The 17,095-nt window shown below is 71.5% G+C and carries 15 protein-coding genes; 11 read left to right on the top strand and 4 right to left on the bottom strand.

The window, feature by feature from the left end; all coding sequences use genetic code 11:
• Positions 1 to 49 precede the first annotated feature (49 nt).
• Positions 50 to 1,552 (top strand): AMP-binding protein, encoded by a 1,503-nt coding sequence (locus J2X36_RS02450; RefSeq protein WP_310345758.1) that lies wholly within the window; start codon positions 50 to 52, stop codon positions 1,550 to 1,552.
• Complete coding sequence (locus J2X36_RS02445) at positions 1,549 to 2,847, top strand: type III PLP-dependent enzyme (protein ID WP_405029713.1); 1,299 nt, start codon at positions 1,549 to 1,551, stop codon at positions 2,845 to 2,847. Before J2X36_RS02450 ends, J2X36_RS02445 begins: the two co-directional genes overlap by 4 nt.
• 4 nt (positions 2,848 to 2,851) lie before the next feature.
• On the opposite strand, the gene mntR is transcribed toward J2X36_RS02445, so the two are convergent.
• The gene (mntR, locus tag J2X36_RS02440) at positions 2,852 to 3,310 is read right to left on the bottom strand and encodes a manganese-binding transcriptional regulator MntR (protein ID WP_310345755.1); all 459 of its coding nucleotides are present in this window, start codon (positions 3,308 to 3,310) and stop codon (positions 2,852 to 2,854) included.
• Between the two features lie 179 nt (positions 3,311 to 3,489).
• On the opposite strand from mntR, the gene J2X36_RS02435 reads away from it, so the two are divergent.
• Entirely contained in the window at positions 3,490 to 4,827 is a 1,338-nt protein-coding gene (locus J2X36_RS02435) for an Nramp family divalent metal transporter (protein WP_310345753.1), read from the top strand.
• A gap of 3 nt (positions 4,828 to 4,830) precedes the next feature.
• Here J2X36_RS02435 and J2X36_RS02430 read toward each other — a convergent pair whose 3' ends face one another.
• Together J2X36_RS02430 and J2X36_RS02425 are read right to left on the bottom strand one after the other, a co-directional pair.
• Positions 4,831 to 6,519 (bottom strand): thiamine pyrophosphate-binding protein, encoded by a 1,689-nt coding sequence (locus J2X36_RS02430; protein ID WP_310345750.1) that lies wholly within the window; start codon positions 6,517 to 6,519, stop codon positions 4,831 to 4,833.
• Positions 6,520 to 6,601: 82 nt separating this feature from the next.
• Positions 6,602 to 7,486, bottom strand: coding sequence for a LysR substrate-binding domain-containing protein (locus J2X36_RS02425; RefSeq protein ID WP_310345746.1), 885 nt, complete (start codon positions 7,484 to 7,486; stop codon positions 6,602 to 6,604).
• A 377-nt stretch (positions 7,487 to 7,863) separates the two neighbouring features.
• Here J2X36_RS02425 and J2X36_RS02420 point away from each other — a divergent pair, with 377 nt between their 5' ends.
• From J2X36_RS02420 to J2X36_RS02395, 6 genes are all read left to right on the top strand, one after another.
• On the top strand, positions 7,864 to 9,114 hold the full coding sequence (locus J2X36_RS02420; protein WP_405029718.1) for an SLC13 family permease: 1,251 nt from the start codon (positions 7,864 to 7,866) through the stop codon (positions 9,112 to 9,114).
• A 134-nt stretch (positions 9,115 to 9,248) separates the two neighbouring features.
• A complete protein-coding gene (sdhC, locus tag J2X36_RS02415) occupies positions 9,249 to 9,650 on the top strand; it encodes a succinate dehydrogenase, cytochrome b556 subunit (protein WP_132253929.1) in 402 nt (133 codons plus the stop codon).
• A gap of 13 nt (positions 9,651 to 9,663) precedes the next feature.
• Positions 9,664 to 10,077: a succinate dehydrogenase, hydrophobic membrane anchor protein gene (sdhD, locus tag J2X36_RS02410; RefSeq protein ID WP_132253927.1), complete on the top strand. Its 414-nt coding sequence runs from the start codon at positions 9,664 to 9,666 to the stop codon at positions 10,075 to 10,077.
• Between the two features lie 31 nt (positions 10,078 to 10,108).
• Positions 10,109 to 11,923 (top strand): succinate dehydrogenase flavoprotein subunit, encoded by a 1,815-nt coding sequence (gene sdhA / locus J2X36_RS02405; protein WP_132253925.1) that lies wholly within the window; start codon positions 10,109 to 10,111, stop codon positions 11,921 to 11,923.
• Positions 11,924 to 12,019: 96 nt separating this feature from the next.
• Positions 12,020 to 12,823, top strand: coding sequence for a succinate dehydrogenase iron-sulfur subunit (locus J2X36_RS02400; RefSeq protein ID WP_132253923.1), 804 nt, complete (start codon positions 12,020 to 12,022; stop codon positions 12,821 to 12,823).
• Between the two features lie 167 nt (positions 12,824 to 12,990).
• Positions 12,991 to 13,584: an AprI/Inh family metalloprotease inhibitor gene (locus J2X36_RS02395; RefSeq protein ID WP_132253921.1), complete on the top strand. Its 594-nt coding sequence runs from the start codon at positions 12,991 to 12,993 to the stop codon at positions 13,582 to 13,584.
• A gap of 24 nt (positions 13,585 to 13,608) precedes the next feature.
• Here J2X36_RS02395 and J2X36_RS02390 read toward each other — a convergent pair whose 3' ends face one another.
• Positions 13,609 to 15,339, bottom strand: a complete 1,731-nt coding sequence (locus tag J2X36_RS02390) for an outer membrane beta-barrel protein (RefSeq protein ID WP_310345730.1) — start codon at positions 15,337 to 15,339, stop codon at positions 13,609 to 13,611.
• Positions 15,340 to 15,616: 277 nt separating this feature from the next.
• Here J2X36_RS02390 and J2X36_RS02385 point away from each other — a divergent pair, with 277 nt between their 5' ends.
• Together J2X36_RS02385 and J2X36_RS02380 are read left to right on the top strand one after the other, a co-directional pair.
• Positions 15,617 to 16,633, top strand: coding sequence for an SIS domain-containing protein (locus J2X36_RS02385; RefSeq protein WP_132253916.1), 1,017 nt, complete (start codon positions 15,617 to 15,619; stop codon positions 16,631 to 16,633).
• 125 nt (positions 16,634 to 16,758) lie between these two features.
• Positions 16,759 to 17,085 (top strand): hypothetical protein, encoded by a 327-nt coding sequence (locus J2X36_RS02380; protein WP_132253914.1) that lies wholly within the window; start codon positions 16,759 to 16,761, stop codon positions 17,083 to 17,085.
• Positions 17,086 to 17,095: the final 10 nt, after the last annotated feature.

The raw sequence follows: 17,095 nt of genomic DNA, 5'->3' as shown, positions 1-17,095 counted from the left end.
CGCGGCGCGGGCCGCTCCCGCGGCCCGTTCAGGCTCGGGGCTGGCAGGGATGATACCGCCCGTCCTCCTGCACGACCTCCTCGACGGCGCGGCCTGCGCGCCCGAGCGCGTCGCGATCGTCGACGGCGATCGTCGTCTGACCTACGGAGCCTTCCGCGCACGGGCCGCCGCGCTCGCGGGCCGCCTCGCCGCCTCCGGGATCAACCCGGGCGACCGGGTCGGCCTCCTGCTGCCGAAATCGATCTCCGAGTGCGTCGCGATCTTCGCCATCGCCCGGGCCGGCGCCGTGTTCGTGCCGATCCATCCGAGCCTTCGCCCGGCGCAGGTGCGCCACATCCTCGCCGATTGCAGCGCGGCGGCACTCCTGACGGACGACGCCCTCCGGGACGGGCTCGAAGGCGCCCTCGACGACCTGCCGGGGCTGCGGATCATCCCCGACCTCGACGTTCCCGTCGACGGCGCGGCGCCGGAGATCCCCCGCGCGGATCCGCGTGATCTCGCGGCGATCCTCTACACCTCGGGCTCGACCGGCCTGCCCAAGGGCGTGATGCTGAGCCACGCCAACCTGATCGCCGGGACGCGCATCGTGCGGACCTATCTCGGCATCGGGCCGCAGGAGCGCATCCTGTCGGTGCTGCCGCTCTCGTTCGATTACGGGCTGAATCAGCTCCTCACCGCGGTCGAGCAGGGAGCGACCTGCGTGCTCCTCAGCTTCCGCTTCGGCGACGAGGTGGTGCGCGCCGTCGAGCGCCATCGCATCACCGGGCTCGCCGGGGTCCCCACCCTGTGGGCGCTTCTCACCCGCGCGGCGCCGAGCCTCGCCCGGGCCGACCTGTCCTCGCTCCGCTACATCACGAATTCCGGCGGCGCCGTGCCCGTCGAGACCGTGGCCCGCCTGCGCGCCGCCCTGCCGCAGACGCGCATCGTCCTGATGTACGGGCTGACGGAAGCCTTCCGCTCCACCTACCTGCCGCCCGAGGAGATCGAGGCGCGGCCGGGCTCGATCGGCCGCGCCATCCCCGAGACCGAGATCTTCGCGGTGAATGCGACGGGCAAGCGCACCCGGCCGGGAGAGCCCGGCATCCTGATGCATCGGGGACCGACCGTCTCGATGGGCTATTGGAACCGGCCTGAGGACACGGCCCGCGTGCTGGTGCCCGACCCGCTCGGCAGGGGCGGGCTCGTCTGCCGCTCCGGCGACATCGTCGTGGAGGACGAGGCCGGCTTCTTCACCTTCCTCGGCCGCGAGGACGCGATGATCAAGACGCAGGGCTTCCGCGTGAGCCCGACGGAGGTGGAGGCCGCCCTGATGGAGACGGGCGCCTTCCGGCAGGTGGCGGTGATCGGCCTGCCGGATCCGAGCATCGGCGAGCGCGTGCACGCGGTGGCGGTGGCGGCCGGCGCGCCCCTGCCGGAGGCGGAGGTGCTGCGGATCGCCCGCGCCAAGCTCGCCCCCCACATGGTGCCCCGGGCCGTCGAGACGGTGGCGTCGCTGCCCGTGACGCCGAACGGCAAGGTCGATTACAAGCGCCTCGTCGCGGAGCGCCGATGACGATGCCGGAGACGGAAGGCCCCGATCTCGCCGCACGCCTGATCGCGGAGAATTTTTCGCGCACGAACGGTGCTCTGCAGGTGGGGGGGCTCGATCTGCGGGCGCTCGTCGAGGCCCACGGCACGCCGCTCTTCGTCTACGACGCCGCGACCCTGCGCCGGTCCTACCGGGCGCTGGCGAAGGCCGTCGAGGGCTTCGCCGAGGTCGATTACTCGGTGAAGGCGAATCCCAACCCCGCCGTGATCCGGATCTTCCGGGAGGAGGGGGCCGGCGCCGAGATCGCGTCGGGCGCCGAATTCGCGGCGGCGCTCGCGGCGGGCGTCCCCCCGGAGAGGATCCTGTTCGCGGGGCCGGGAAAGTCCGATTCCGACATCGCCCGCGTGGTCGCGGGGGGCATCGGCGAGATCCACCTCGAGAACGCGGAGGAGATCACCCGCGTGGCGAACGCCGCCCCGGCGGGCCGGCCCGTGCGGGTGGCGATCCGGGTCAACCCGGGCGCGGCCGCGCAGGGCGGGGCGATGCGGATGGGCGGCAAGCCCTCGCCCTTCGGCTTCGACGAGGAGGAACTGGAGTTAATCGTCGACCGGATCGAGGCCGAGCCGCCGCTGCACCTGTGCGGCCTCCATCTCTTCGCGGGTACGCAGGGGTTGAGCGCAGTCACGCTCCTCGCGCAATGGGCCTATGGCCTCGACCTCGCCGCCCGCCTCGGCGCCCGGACGAAGCGGCCGCTCGAGACGATCGATCTCGGCGGCGGGCTCGGCATCCCCTATTTCGCGGGCGATTCCGCCCTCGACCTCGCGGGCCTGCGGGACGGGCTCGCCCCCCTTCGGGCGCGCGTCGCCGCCGACCCGCTCCTCGCCCCCGCCCGCATCGTGCTGGAACCCGGCCGCTTCCTCGCCGGGCCGGCGGGCCTCTACGTCGCCCGGGTGCGCGCCGTGAAGGTTTCCCGCGGCAGCCGGTTCGTGATCACGGATGGAGGCATGCACCATCACCTCGCCGCCTCGGGCAATCTCGGCCAGATCGTGAAGCGGGACTACCCCGTCGTCGCCGTTGTGGAGGAGGCGGGCGCGGAGCGGGCGCCGGCGGCGATCGTCGGCCCCCTCTGCACGCCCCTCGACCTGCTGGCCCGGGCCGCGCCGATGCCGGACCTCGCGGCGGGCGACCTCGTGGCGGTGCTGCAATCGGGCGCCTACGCCCTCACGGCGAGCCCGACCGGCTTCCTCAGCCACCCGAGCCCGAGCGAGGTGCTGGTCGATGGCGGGAGGGCGGAGGTGATCCGGCCGCGGGCGGGGTAGGGCCTCACGCGTCCGAGCGCGTCTCCGCGAAGCGTCGGAACGCCTCCAGGGTCTCTCCGCTGACGTGGTGCTCGATACCCTCGGCGTCGCGGCGCGCGGTCTCGGCGCTGACGCCGAGCGCGCACAGGAAGCGCTCCACGATGCGATGGCGCTCGCGGCTCTGCTCGGCGAGCGCCTGACCGGCCTCCGTCAGGAACACGCCCCGATAGGGCCGCTGCTGCACGAAGCCGTCCTCGGCCAGCCGCTTCAGCATCTTGGCCACCGTCGGCTGCGCCACGCCGAGACGGGCGGCGATGTCGACCTGCCGCGCCTCGCCGCCATCGCCGATCAGGTCGGCGATCAGCTCGACGTAATCCTCCACGAGTTCCAGGCGGCGCGCCTCGCGGGCCTGGCGGAAGCTCTCGACATGGACCTCCGGGTCGAGAAGCGCGGGTTCAGGGACCGGCCGTGAGGTGTCCTGCATGGTGCCGGCTGTCTCCCGCTTGGCCGAGCCCGCTTCGGCGCGAGCCTCGTTGACCGCTGGCCACCTTCTAGCAAATCCGTGCGGGGGAGGGGGAGTCCCGTTCGAACAAGACCCTTGATCTTGAGCCGGGGCACATCATTATAGCTGATGCTATACAAACCGCGACGCTCAAGCGAATCATGCCGGCACAGATCCTGACCAGAGAGGCGCTTCCGGCGCCGGCCCAAGAGGGGCTGAGCCGCCGCACCGAGCGCGAGATCCGCGACGTCCTCGACGGGCGGCACCGCGGGCGCGGGCGCTTCCTCCTGTTCACCGGCCCCGCCGTGATGGCCTCGATCGCCTACATGGACCCGGGCAATTTCGCGACGAACATCCAGGCCGGCGCCAAGTACGGCTACACCCTGCTCTGGGTCGTGCTGGTCGCGAATCTCGTGGCCATGCTGTTCCAGGCGCTCTCGGCCAAGCTCGGCATCGTGACGAACCGGAACCTCGCCGAGGTCTGCCGGGACGAGTTCCCGAAACCCGTGCGCCTGACGATGTGGGTGGTGAGCGAGCTCGCCGCGATGGCGACCGACCTCGCGGAGTTCCTCGGCGGCGCGATCGGCCTCGCGCTGCTGACCGGCATGCCGCTCTTCGCCGGCATGGTGGTGACCGCGATCGTCACCTACGGGATCCTCCTCCTGGAGCGGGGCGGCTTCCGCTGGATGGAGATCGTGATCGGGACCATGGTCGTGACGATCGGCCTCTGCTACGCGGTTGAGCTGTTCATCGCGCCGATCGCCTGGGGCGCGGCGGCGCAGGGGCTCACCACGCCGCGCATTCCGGACGCGGAGGCGCTCACCATCGCGGTCGGCATCATCGGCGCCACCGTGATGCCCCACGCCCTGTTCCTGCATTCGGGCCTGACCCAGAGCCGCACGGTCGCCCGCGACGATTCCGACCGGCGGCGGCTCCTGCGTTACTCGAACCGCGAGGTGGTGATCGCGCTCGCCATCGCGGGCCTCGTCAACATGTCGATGGTGATCATGGCGGCCTCCGCCTTCCACCTCGGGCACAGCGACGTGGCGGAGATCTCCCAGGCCTATCACACCCTCACCCCGCTCCTCGGTCCGGCGGCGGCGGGCGTGTTCCTCGTCTCGCTGATCGCGTCGGGCCTCTCCTCCTCGGTCGTCGGGACGATGGCGGGGCAACTGGTGATGCAGGGCTTCGTCGGCTGGCGCATCCCGCTCTGGCTGCGCCGCCTCGTGACCATGCTGCCGGCCTTCGCGGTGATCGCGATCGGCGTCGACCCGACCCGGGCCCTCGTGCTGAGCCAGGTCGTGCTCTCGCTGGCTCTCCCCGTGCCGATGATCGCGCTCGTCCTGTTCACCCGCCGGCCGGACCTGATGGGGGCCTTCGCCAACGGGCGCCTCACGCAGATCGCTTCCGTCGCCGGCGCCACCATCGTGCTCGCGCTCAATGTCGTGCTGCTCGCCCAGGCCTTCGGGGTGCCGGTGCCGGGGCTCGCGGGGGATTGAGGATCACGTCGGGCTGACGACGATCTCCACGAGGTTCGGCACGCCGGACCGGATGCCGGCCTCGACCGCCGGCGCGATTTCGGCGGCCCGCTCCACCCGGCGGGCCGGCACGCCCATCGAGGCGGCGAGCGCGGGGAAGTCGATGCGGGGGTCCACGAGGTCCATGGCGATGTAGCGGTTCGCCCGCGCCGAGGCGTAGTGCGCCTGCCCCCGCATGAAGCGCTTCAGGATGTTGTACTCGGCGTTGTTGATGACGACGAAGGTCACGGGCAGCCGCTCGTGGGCCGCGCTCCAGAGGGCCTGCGGCGAGTACATCGCCGCCCCGTCGCCGACGACGCAGACCACGGGCGCCCGGTCGAGTCCCAGGGAGAAGCCGACCGAGGCGGGCATGCCCCAGCCGAGCACGCCGCCGCGGATCGAGGAATATTGCCGCGTCCAGGCGCTGTGCAGGAAGGTGCGCAGGTGGCCGAGCGTCGCCGGCGCCTCGTCGACGATCGCGGTGTCGGCCCCGACCGCCCGGGCGATCTCGCGGGCGGCGACGAGGGGCTGGATGACGGGGTCTGCGAAGGCCGCGTCCGCCGCCGCCGAGAGCCGGGTGCGCCGCTCCTCGTAGCGCGTCACCGCGCGCGCGCGCAGCGCCGCGTAGGTCTCCGCCCCGTCCGCGATGCGCGCCTCGAGAAGGGGCTGCAGCGCTCTCAGGGAGGCGCGGATGTCGCCGACCATGGAGAGGGCCGTCGAGTAGGTGCGGCCGAGGTCGCGCACGTCCGCCGAGAGCTGGAACACTTGCGTGCCGGCGGGCACCGCCGGCCCTTCCGTGTAGAGCACCGTGATCAGCGACTTGCCGCCGAGGGCGAAGACCGCGTCGTAAGCCCCGAGGATCTCGGCGATTTCTGTCGCCTTCGTCGGCAGGTTGCCCGCCCAGAGCGGGTGCGCGGTCGGGAAGGGGATGTGGGCCGGCCAGGAGGAGCCGTAGACGGGCGCGGCGAGCGCGTCGGCGAGGCGCACGGCCTCGGCCGAGGCGTCGCTCGCCTCGATCTCGTCGCCCGCGATGATGGCGAGGCGGCCCGGTGTAAGGCCGGCCAGATGATCGGCGAGCCGGTCGAGCGAGCCGGCCACCGCGCAGCGGTCGATGGTCGAGATCTCGCCCGGGGAGGCGTCCGTCATCTCCTCCATCACGTCCATCGGCAGCGACAGGAAGACGGGGCCGGAGGGTGCCGCGCTGCTGTCGTGGAAGGCGCGGCGGAGCAGGATCGGCAGCTGGTCGGCGTGGGTGACCTCGCGGGCCCATTTCACGGTCGGTGCCGCGATGGTGACGAGGTCGCCGAACAGCAGCGGGTCGGTGATGGCGTGCCGCGAATCCTGCTGGCCCGCCGTCACCACAAGCGGCGTGCCGGCGATCTGCGCGTTGAGCAGGTTGCCGAAGCCGTGCCCGAGTCCGCCCGCCGTGTGCAGGTTGAGGAAGCCGGGCCGCCGCGCCGCCTGCGCGTAGCCGTCCGCCATCGCCACCGCGCTCGCCTCTTGGAGCGCCAGCACGTAGGCGATGTCGGCCGCATCGGTCAGGGCATCGATCAAGGGCAGTTCGGTGGTGCCCGGATTGCCGAAGATGTAGCGCACGCCCTCGCTGCGCAGCACCTCGACGAGCACGGCGGCGCCGCGGCGGCGCCCGAGGCCCTCGACGGTCGCGATGCTCATCGGGCCTGTCTCCTCATGCCTGTACGCCGGAGGACAGGCTACGCCTTCGGGCCTGCGAGGCAACGGATGTGCCGGACGCGTCTCACGCCCGCAGATGCGCCACGAAATCCTGCGCGAAGGCGGGCATCGCCTCCAGGCTGCGCAGGCACAGGGTGAGGTCGCGGCTCGCCCAGCCGTCGGCGAGGGGTACGATCCGGATCGCCATGCCGCGGGCGGCGCGCTGCGCCGTGGTCTCGGGCACGATGCCGAGCCCGACCCGGCACTCGACGAGGCGGCAGACCGCATCGAAGCTGCGCAATTGCACGCGGAGCCGCATCGGCCGGCCGATGCGGGCCGCCTTGTCGGCGAGGAAGCGGGTGATCGCGCTCATCCGGTCGAGGCCGACGAGATCGTGGGCGAGAACCTCCGCGAAGGCCGCCGAGTCCCGCTCCGCGAGCGGATGGTCCGGGGCCGCCACGAGGACGAAGCGGTCCTGCCGGAACGGGAAGGTCTGCAGGGCGCCGGTATCCACCGTGCCGGAGACGATGCCGAGATCGGCCGTGCCCTCGGCGACGAGCCCGACGATCTCGTCCGACGTGCGCTCGTCGATGTCGACGCTGACGCCGGGATGGCGCGCGAGGTAGGCCGAGAGCACCTCCGGCAGGAACTCGGTCAGCGCGTTGGTGTTCGAGAGGATGCGGATCTGGCCCGCCGTGCCGCCCGAATAGGCCGACATCTCCTCGCGCATGCGCTCGATGTCGGCGAGGAGCGTGCGGGCATGGGCGAGGAGCGTCCGCCCGGCCGGCGTCGGCGTGACCCCCTGCCGGTTGCGCACGAGGAGGGCCGCGCCGAGGCTGTCCTCCATCGCCCGGATCCGCGCCGAGGCGGCGGCGAGGGCGAGATTCGCCCGCTCCGCTCCGTGTGTGATCGAGCCCGCCTCGACCACGTGGCGGAACAGGCCCAGATCGACGATATCGAAGCGCAGCATCGCTCCTCTCCGGGGGCGCCGGCCGTGCGGGCTTGCGCGAGCGGCGAAGGCTGGGACATCCTGCAACCCGGCGGCCGACCGCGAAAGTCCCGCGCTCCCCTGGTATACCACCGAGGCCGCCGGAGAGTTACAGCGGCGACCCTTCGTCAGCGGCGAAGGCTCCATCGCGCGATCCCGAATTGCGAACGGGTCCCATTCCAGGGAAGAGTCCGGGCTCGCGAGGCGCCGGCACAGGTGCCCGCGGTCCCCTGTCTCAGGATCCTCCACAGCCGATGCAGGCTCAGGCTCCCCTGGACGGCTTCCTGCACGGCTGGCTCGCGGGCCTGACGGGCGGGGACACCGCCCTCCTCATCACGGCCGGGCTCCTCGTGCTCTGCATGGGGCTCTGGGCCACGGCGAGCGTCGCCGAGGTGGTGACGGCGATGCTGTTCTTCGCCGCCGCCATGCTGTTCCGGCTCGGTGCGCCCTCGACCGTGTTCTCCGGCTTCGCCTCCTCGGCCTTCTGGCTGGTCCTCAGCGGCATGGTGGTGGGCCTTGCCATGACCCGCACGGGCCTCGGGGCCCGGCTCGCCCGCTCGCTCAGCGGCCATCTCGGCGGCTCCTACCCGCGCCTCATCGCCGGGCTGACGGCCTTCTCCTTCGCCCTCGCCTTCGTGATGCCCTCGAATCTCGGGCGCATCGCGCTCCTCGTGCCCGTGGTTCTGGCGCTCTGCGACGCCTTCGGCCTCGCGGCGGGCCGCAAGGGGCGCACGGGCGCGGTGCTCGCCGTCGGGGTCGCGACGCCGATCCTGTCGGCGGCGATCCTGCCCGCCAACGTGCCGAACCTCGTGATGGCCGGCACCGCGGAGGTGCAGCACGGGCTGCACCTCGCCTACCTGCCCTACCTCTGGCTTCACGCGCCCGTGCTCGCCCTCGTGAAGGGCGGATTTCTCGTCTGGCTGACGTTGAAGATCTTCCCCGACCGGCTGGAGGCGCAGGCCGGCAGCCTGCCGCCGCTGCCCCCCCTCTCGGGGGAGGAGCGGCGCCTCGCGCTGATCCTCGTCGGCACCCTGGCGCTCTGGGTCACCGACAGCCTGCATCACATCGCCCCGGCCTGGGTCGGCCTCTCGGCGGCGGTGATCTGCCTCCTGCCTCGCATCGGGGTCCTGCGGCCCGAGGCCTTCGGCGCCGTGAATTTGAGGACCTGCTTCTACATCGCGGCCCTGCTCGGCCTCGTCGCGCTCGTCAACGAAACCGGTCTCGGAGCGCGCCTCGGCCACGCGCTGCTGGCCGTCGCGCCGCTGGAGCCGGGCGCACCGGCCCGGAATTTCGGCGTGCTGACCCTGATCGCGAGCGCCCTCGCTCTCGTCGTCACGGCGAACGGGGCGCCCGCGCTCTACACCGCGCTCGCCTCGGAGATGTCGCGGGCGACGGGCCTCGACCTGATGAGCGTCGTGATGGTGCAGGTGGTGGGCTACTCCGCCCTGTTCCTGCCCTATCAGGCGCCCCCGATCGTCTTCGCGAGCGGCCTCGGCCGGGTGGACCTCTCCGACGCGACCCGCCTGACCCTGGCGCTCGGCCTCGTGTCCCTGATTGTGATCGCCCCACTCGACTACTTGTGGTGGCGTATCGTGGGGCAGATGCCGTGAGCCCCGTGACAGATCACAGCCGGTCTCACGCCGAAGCGCCTCCGCCCCTTGTCGCATTGCGGGTTGCGCTGCACCGCACTAGCGATACGTGAGTTTAGAGACAGTCCAGTTTCGAAGAGCACCCGAGGATCCGCATGGCCCCCACCGCCAGACCTACGGTCGCCCAGCCGCTCTCGCCCCACCTCCAGATCTATCGCTGGACCTGGACCATGGCGATGTCGGTGTTCCACCGCATCACCGGAACGGCGCTCTACGGCGGCTCGGCCCTCGTCGCGATCTGGCTCGTGGCTCTGGCCTCCGGGCCGGGCGCCTATGCCTGGGTCGCGTGGTTCTTCGGCTCGTGGATCGGGATCCTCGTCCTGTTCGCCTACACCTGGGTGCTGATGCACCACATGCTGGGCGGCCTGCGCCACTTCGTGTGGGATTTCGGGGTCGGCCTGGAGCGCGGCGAGCGCCTGTGGCTGTCCCGCGGCACGCTGATCGGCTCGGTGGCGCTGACCGTCGTCATCTGGGCGCTCGCCCTGACCCTGCGCTGAGGGAGGCTCCCCGATGGCCGACAACCGCCAGAACACGAACCTCTCGATCCGCACGCCCCGCGCGCGCGTCCGCGGCCTCGGCCCCTCCGGCCATGGCGCCAGCCATTGGTGGCTGCAGCGGCTGACCGCAGCCTCGAACGCGCCCCTGATGCTCGCCTTCGTGGTGATCGTCGCGCTGATGGTCGGCCGGCCCTACCCCGAGGCGGTGGCGCTGATGGGCCACCCGATCGTCGCGCTGATCCTGATCCTCGCGGTGATTTCCGTGACGCTCCACATGCGGCTCGGGATGCAGGTGATCATCGAGGATTACGTGCACGACAAGGCGCTGCGCATCGCGGCGCTCTTCGCCAACAACTTCTACGCGGTCGTCGTCGCGGTGGCCTGCCTCTACGCGATCCTGCGCGTGGGCCTCGCCCGCCTCGCCTGACCTGAGCCCCCGAGAGATCAAGGAGCCGCCGATGGCAAACGGAACGAGCGGGAGCCGGCCCGCCTACACGATCCACGACCACAGCTTCGACGTGGTGGTGGTCGGCGCCGGCGGCGCGGGCCTGCGCGCAACGGTCGGCTGCTCTCAGGCCGGCCTGCGCACCGCCTGCATCACCAAGGTCTTCCCGACCCGCTCGCACACCGTGGCGGCGCAGGGCGGCATCTCGGCCTCGCTCGGCAATATGGGGCCGGACGATTGGCGCTGGCACATGTACGACACCGTGAAGGGCTCGGACTGGCTCGGCGACCAGGACGCGATCGAGTACCTCGTGCGCAACGCCCCCGCGGCGGTCTACGAGCTGGAGCATTGGGGCGTGCCCTTCTCCCGCACGGAAGAGGGCAAGATCTACCAGCGGCCCTTCGGCGGCATGACGACCGATTACGGCAAGGGAACCGCGCAGCGCACCTGCGCGGCGGCCGACCGCACGGGGCACGCCATGCTCCACACCCTCTACGGGCAGGCGGTCAAGAACCACACCAACTTCTTCATCGAGTACTTCGCCCTCGACCTGATCATGGACGAGGACGGGCGCTGCCGCGGCGTCATCGCGATCGACCAGGCCTCGGGCGAGATCCACCGCTTCCGCGCCCAGATGACGGTGCTGGCCACGGGGGGCTATGGCCGCTCCTACTTCTCGGCGACGTCGGCCCACACCTGCACGGGCGACGGGAACGCGATGGTGCTGCGCGCCGGCCTGCCGCTGCAAGACATGGAGTTCGTGCAGTTCCATCCGACCGGCATCTACGGCGCGGGCTGCCTGATCACCGAAGGGGCCAGGGGCGAGGGCGGCTACCTGACGAATTCGGAGGGCGAGCGCTTCATGGAGCGCTATGCGCCCTCGGCCAAGGACCTCGCCTCCCGCGACGTGGTCTCGCGCTCGATGACCATGGAGATCCGCGCCGGCCGCGGCGTCGGCAAGGGCGGGGACCACATCTTCCTACACCTCGACCATCTCGACCCGAAGATCCTGCACGAGCGCCTGCCCGGCATCTCGGAGAGCGCCAAGATCTTCGCGGGCGTCGACGTGACGAAGGAGCCGATCCCCGTGCTGCCGACCGTGCACTACAACATGGGCGGCATCCCCACGAACTATCACGGCGAGGTGCTGACCCTGCGGGACGGCAACCCCGATACGGTGGTGCCCGGGCTGATGGCGATCGGCGAGGCGGCCTGCGTCTCGGTGCACGGGGCGAACCGCCTCGGCTCGAACTCGCTGATCGACCTCGTCGTGTTCGGCCGCGCCTCGGGCCTGCGCTGCGCCGAGATCGTCGAGCCGAACGGCCGCCAGCCGGAACTGCCCAAGGGCTCGGCCGACAAGGCGCTCGGCCGTCTCGACCGCTTCCGCTACGCCGACGGCGGCACGCCGACCGCGGAACTCCGCCTCGAGATGCAGAAGACCATGCAGAACAATTGCGCGGTCTTCCGCACCGGCGAGGTGCTGGAGGAGGGCAGGGGCCTGATCCACAAGGTCTGGAACGCGGCCGCGGACATCCGCATCACGGATCGCTCGCTGATCTGGAACACCGACCTTCTCGAGACGCTCGAATTCGACAATCTGATCGGCCAGGCGGTCGTCACGATGGAATCGGCGGCCAACCGCAAGGAATCCCGCGGCGCGCATGCCCGCGAGGACTTCCCCGACCGCGACGACCGGGAGTGGATGAAGCACACCCTCTCCTGGCTCGACGAGTCGAGCCACACCGTCGCGATCGATTACCGACCGGTCCACACCTACACGATGTCGAACGAGATCCAGTACATCGAGCCGAAGGCGCGGGTGTACTGACGAACCATTCCCGAATGCGGCGATCCGAGATGGGCGGAGGCGAGACGCCGTCCCGGGGTCGCCGCTGCGTCTCCGGCTCGTGAGAGCGAGAAGTCCATGGCTCAGTTCACCCTTCCCAAGAACTCCCAGCTCCGCGAGGGCAAGTCCTGGCCGGCACCGGCGGGGGCGAAGACCCTCACCGAGTTCCGGGTCTATCGCTGGAACCCGGACGACGGCGCCAACCCGCGGATCGACACCTATCAGGTCGACCGCGACGATTGCGGGCCGATGGTCCTCGACGCCCTCCTGTGGATCAAGAACAAGGTCGACTCGACGCTGGTCTTCCGGCGCTCCTGCCGCGAGGGCATCTGCGGCTCCTGCGCCATGAACATCGAGGGGCAGAATTCGCTCGCCTGCACGATGGGCATCGACGCCTGCAAGGAGCACGCAGCGGGCAAGAAGTCCGCCGCCGTGAGGATCTACCCCCTGCCGCACATGCCGGTCCTGAAGGACCTCGTGCCGGACCTCACGAACTTCTTCGCCCAGCACGCGGCGATCGAGCCCTGGCTGCAGACCGAGACGCCCGCGCCCGAGGCGGAATGGAAGCAGACGCCGGAGGACCGCGCCCGCCTCGACGGGCTCTACGAGTGCATCCTGTGCGCCTGCTGCACCACGAGCTGCCCGAGCTACTGGTGGAACGGCGACCGCTTCCTGGGGCCGGCGGCGCTGCTCCAGGCCTATCGCTGGCTGATCGACTCGCGCGACGAGAACACGGGCGAGCGCCTCGACGGGCTGCACGACCCATTCCGCCTCTACCGCTGCCACACGATCATGAACTGCGCCAACACCTGCCCGAAGAACCTGAACCCGGCCAAGGCGATCGCCGAGATCAAGAAGATGATGATCGCCCGCGAGGTCTGAGGCGGCCAGCGGGCGCCCGGTGAGGCGTGCCCGCCACACTTCCCCGAAAACCGGCGGCACCCCGGCAATCCCCAAGGGGTGCCCCCGTCCTCGCCTTGCGGGCAGCGCATTTGCCGGTGAGGCAGGCGGGCAAACGCGCCGGGAAGGCGCCCAAGGGAAGTGGATCGATGCCGCGCCAGTTGCTGTCGTCTCTCGCCGTCGCCGCCCTCACCGTGAGCCTCGCGGCCTGCGGCACCTCCCGTTTCGACGGGCCGCGCGCGCGGGCGAGCGTCGGGCCGCAGGCCGCGCTGGAATCGACGGTGCCGGCCGTGCCATCCGGTGCCGTGACGGCGGCCCCGCTCGCGCCCCCGCCCGGCGCGACGGCGGCACCCGACGGGCTGCCCCCGCCGGTCGGTGGCGAGGTCGCGGCCGTGGCGCCGGGCTCGAACGTGATCGCGGAGCCCGTCGCGCCCCCGCCGCCGCCGCCCCCGGTCGTGGCGAGCGGCCGCTCGGCCGTCGTCGGCAGCTGGACCGCGCGCGACGCGTCGGGCGCGAGTTGCAAGGTCTCGCTGTCGAGCGCGCCGGCCCTCGACCTCTACAAGGCCTCGGCAGCAGCTTGCGCCAACAAGGATCTCGCCAAGGTGACGGCCTGGGACTACCGGGACGGAGAGGTCTACCTCTACCAGGCCGGCGGCACCGTGGCGGCGCGGCTGCGCCAGGGCGGGGGCGCCCTCGACGGGGCGTTGACCAAGTCCGGCGCCTCGCTGGCCCTCGTGCGCTGAGCCGGGCACCGGCGGCCCGCGCCGTCAGGGGTTCACCCGCATGCCGAACAGCAGGGTGTTGTCTTTGAAGCTCGCGCCGGCGACCGTGCTGTCAATCTGCTGGTAGATGTAGCTTCCGCGGAACGTCAGCCAGCGGTTGAAGCGATAATCGAGGCGGGCCGTCGCCGAGAAGCCCGTCTCGCGGATGCTCGTCCCCTCGTAGGTGTTGTTGAGGAGCGCGCCGCCCAGCGTGATCGAGAGGTTGCGCAGGAGGTCGTGCTGAACCTCCAGCGTCGTCGCCTCCGTCAGGATGCCGCTGGAGCCCGCCACCGCCGTCTCGGTCACGCCCGTCACGGCGCCGAAGCGCACGGTGGTGAGCGGGCTGGCGCTCCAGACGAGGGCCGCGTTGAGGAGCGGCGCGTTGATGTCGCGCAGGGCCGGGTCGACGTAGGTGCGGTGCTGGAAGCCCGCCGAGACCTCGCCCGTGACGGTGCGTCCGAGGGCGAAGGTGGCGCCCGCCGTGATCCCGACGCCGTCCGAGTCGCGCCGCAGACCCGTCGAGTCGCGCCGCAGGTCGTAGACCCGGGTATCCGCCAGGAGATCCACGAAGGGCGTGATGACCGGCGATATCTCGTAGGCCGTACGCAGGCGCAGGCCGTACTGGTTCAGGTTGCGATCGGACTGGGGCAGCACCGTGCCGTTCGAGAGCCGGGCATCCTCGAATTCCGAGCGGTCCACCGAGCCGCGCAGCGAAACCTGCAGCCGGTTGAAGGTCTGGGTCGCGCCGAGCGAGGTGCCGTAGGTCGCCACGATCGGCCGCGAGACGGCGGCCGCCTGCAGGTCGGGGCTGCTCGTGCGCTGCGTGTCGACGAGGAAGCGGCCCTCCACGTCGAAGCGCAGATCCCGGTTGGCGTCGAGGCGCAGGCGGACGGCGCCGGCCCCGTTCGGCCGGCTCGCCGCATCGTTCTCGGGGAAGTTCGAGTACCCGCCGCGCAACTCGCCCGCGAGCTCGCTCGCCGACCAATCGCTGCGGAAATTGAGCTCGCCCTCGCTCCTCAGGGCCACCGAGCCGCGCGCCAGCTGCTTCGTGGTCTGGTCCGGGTTGGTGTCGTAGCCGAGGCTCTGCGTGAAGGAGGGGAAGAGCGTGAAGGTGCCGAGCTTGATCCCGAGGGGCGCGTAGGCATCGTCGGTGGCGATCGGCCGGCGCAGGGCATTGGCCAGGAGCGCGCCCGGGGTCTGCAGCCCGAGGGTCGGAATGAAGGCCGCCGACAGGGTCGGCAGCGGCACGCCGACGACGGCGTTCTGCACGACGGGACTGAGGCGGAGCGCCGGCGGCGGGATCTGGGTCGCCTGCTGCGTGATCCGGCGCGTCGCCGTGCCGATGCGCCGGGGCGGGGCCGCGCGCTGGCGCAGCAGCGTCGAGAGGGCGCGGTTGCTCGCCTCAAGGCCGGTGACGGCGTTGCTCCGGCCCGTGAGCCGGGCCTGGGTCCCGGCGCTCGGGGCCGACCGGCCCGTGGCGCTGCCCGAGGAATCCTCGCCCTCGGCGGAGGAACCGGCGAGGCCGGACCCGGGCGCGCCGGGGTCGCGGTTCGGGCGCAGCGTCGGCAGGCCGTCCTGCCCGGGAACCAGGCCGGCACCGGGGTTGTCGGGCTGGCCCGTGACGGGGCTCGCGGCCGTGAAATTCGGGCTCTGGGCAGCCGCGGGGCCGCCGAGGGCGGCCAGCAGCGCGAGGCCCGACGCCCGGCTTCCCCTCGCGATCGGCCTGCCCCGCTTCACCGGCCCCTGATCCCCCGCCCGTGACCCGCGGGCGGTCCGCCCGTCACGGGTGGGGCCGTCGCGTGATGTCCTTCGGTCCGCGCGCACCGTCGGGTGCCGGGCGGGCCGCATCTTGATCGTCGGTAAACGAACAGGGTTAGCGGCGCCTTAACGGCTGCTGCCGCACCCTCGGGGCACGGCCGGCCCGGCCCCGCTGCGACCACATTCGCCGGCCATGGATCCGCCGGATCCGGGTCCGCGGGACCCGCGACGGCGGATCGAGGGGAGCGTCCCGGACATGGCCCTGGCACAGCGGATCGGCGAGCGCGACGCGGCGACGGGCACGCACGGGGCGGCGGTCGCCTCGGCCCTGCGCACCATCGGCACCGAGCGCGAGGGCCTTGCCTGCCTGATGGAGGCGGTGGCGGACGGGCTCGGCGCGCCCTTCACCGCCGCGGTCGAGCGGATCGGCCGGGCGCGCGGCCGGGTCATCCTCACCGGCATGGGCAAGTCGGGCCATATCGGGCGCAAGATCGCCGCGACGCTCGCCTCCACCGGCACGCCAGCCCTCTACGTCCACCCGGCCGAGGCGAGCCACGGCGATCTCGGCATGGTGCAGCCCGACGACGTGGTCGTGGCCCTCTCCTGGTCCGGCGAGACGACGGAGCTCGCCGACATCATCGGCTACGCCAAGCGCTACCGCGTCGGGCTCGTCGCGATCACGTCGAACGCCGCCTCGACGCTCGGGCGCGAGGCCGATGTCTGTCTCACCCTGCCGAAGGCGCGGGAAGCGTGCCCCAACGGGCTCGCGCCGACCACCTCCACCGCCATGCAGCTGGCGCTCGGCGACGCGCTCGCCGTGGCGCTCCTGGAGGCGCGCGGCTTCTCGGCCCGCGAGTTCTCGATCTACCATCCGGGCGGACGCCTCGGCGCCTCGCTGCGGCAGGTGCGCGAGGTGATGCACACGGATGCGCAGCTGCCCCGCGTCACCCGCGGCACGCCGATGCGGGCGGCCATCGCCGAGATCGACGCCAAGGGCTTCGGCTCGGTGATCGTCGTCGAGGCCGACGGGCGGCTCGCCGGCATCGTCACCGACGGCGACCTGCGCCGCAACGTGTTCCGCGCCGACCTCGACAGCGTCTCCGTCGAGGCGGTGATGAGCGTGAATCCCCGGACGGTGAACCCCGAGACCCTCCTCGCCAAGGCGCTGGAGATCCAGGAATCCATGAAGATCACGGCGCTGATCGTCGTGGAGGACGGCCGCCCGGTCGGCCTCGTCCATTACCACGATCTGCTTCGCTCCGGCGTCGCCTGAGCAGTTTCGCCTCGGGACGATCCGATCTGAACAGAATTCGTTCGGCGCCCTATACTTGGAACGACAATTGAACTGCGCTACGCCCGAGCTCGGCCGCAACGACGGTCGATTCGGGGGATTGGACCATGCGCATTTCGTCTCTGCTCGGCGCGGCCGGGCTGCTGCTTCTCGCCGGTGAGGCCGCGACGGCGGCCAACCGGCACGTCGACATCGTCAACAGGACCGGCATGGCGATGAAGCACTTCTACGCCTCGACGACCGGCACGAACGAGTGGGAGGAGGACATCCTCGGCCGCGACGTGATCGATGACGGCGAGACCTTCGACATCAACATCGACGACGGCTCCGGCGCCTGCCGCTACGACTTCAAGGCGGTGTTCGAGAACGGCGCCTCGCTGGTGCGCAACAACGTCAACGTCTGCCAGATCAGCACCTTCACCTACACGCGCTGAGGCACGCGAT

Source organism: Methylobacterium sp. BE186 (assembly GCF_031457035.1).
Classification (GTDB): Bacteria; Pseudomonadota; Alphaproteobacteria; order Rhizobiales; family Beijerinckiaceae; genus Methylobacterium; species Methylobacterium segetis.
This window is presented reverse-complemented; position numbering and strand designations above follow the sequence as displayed.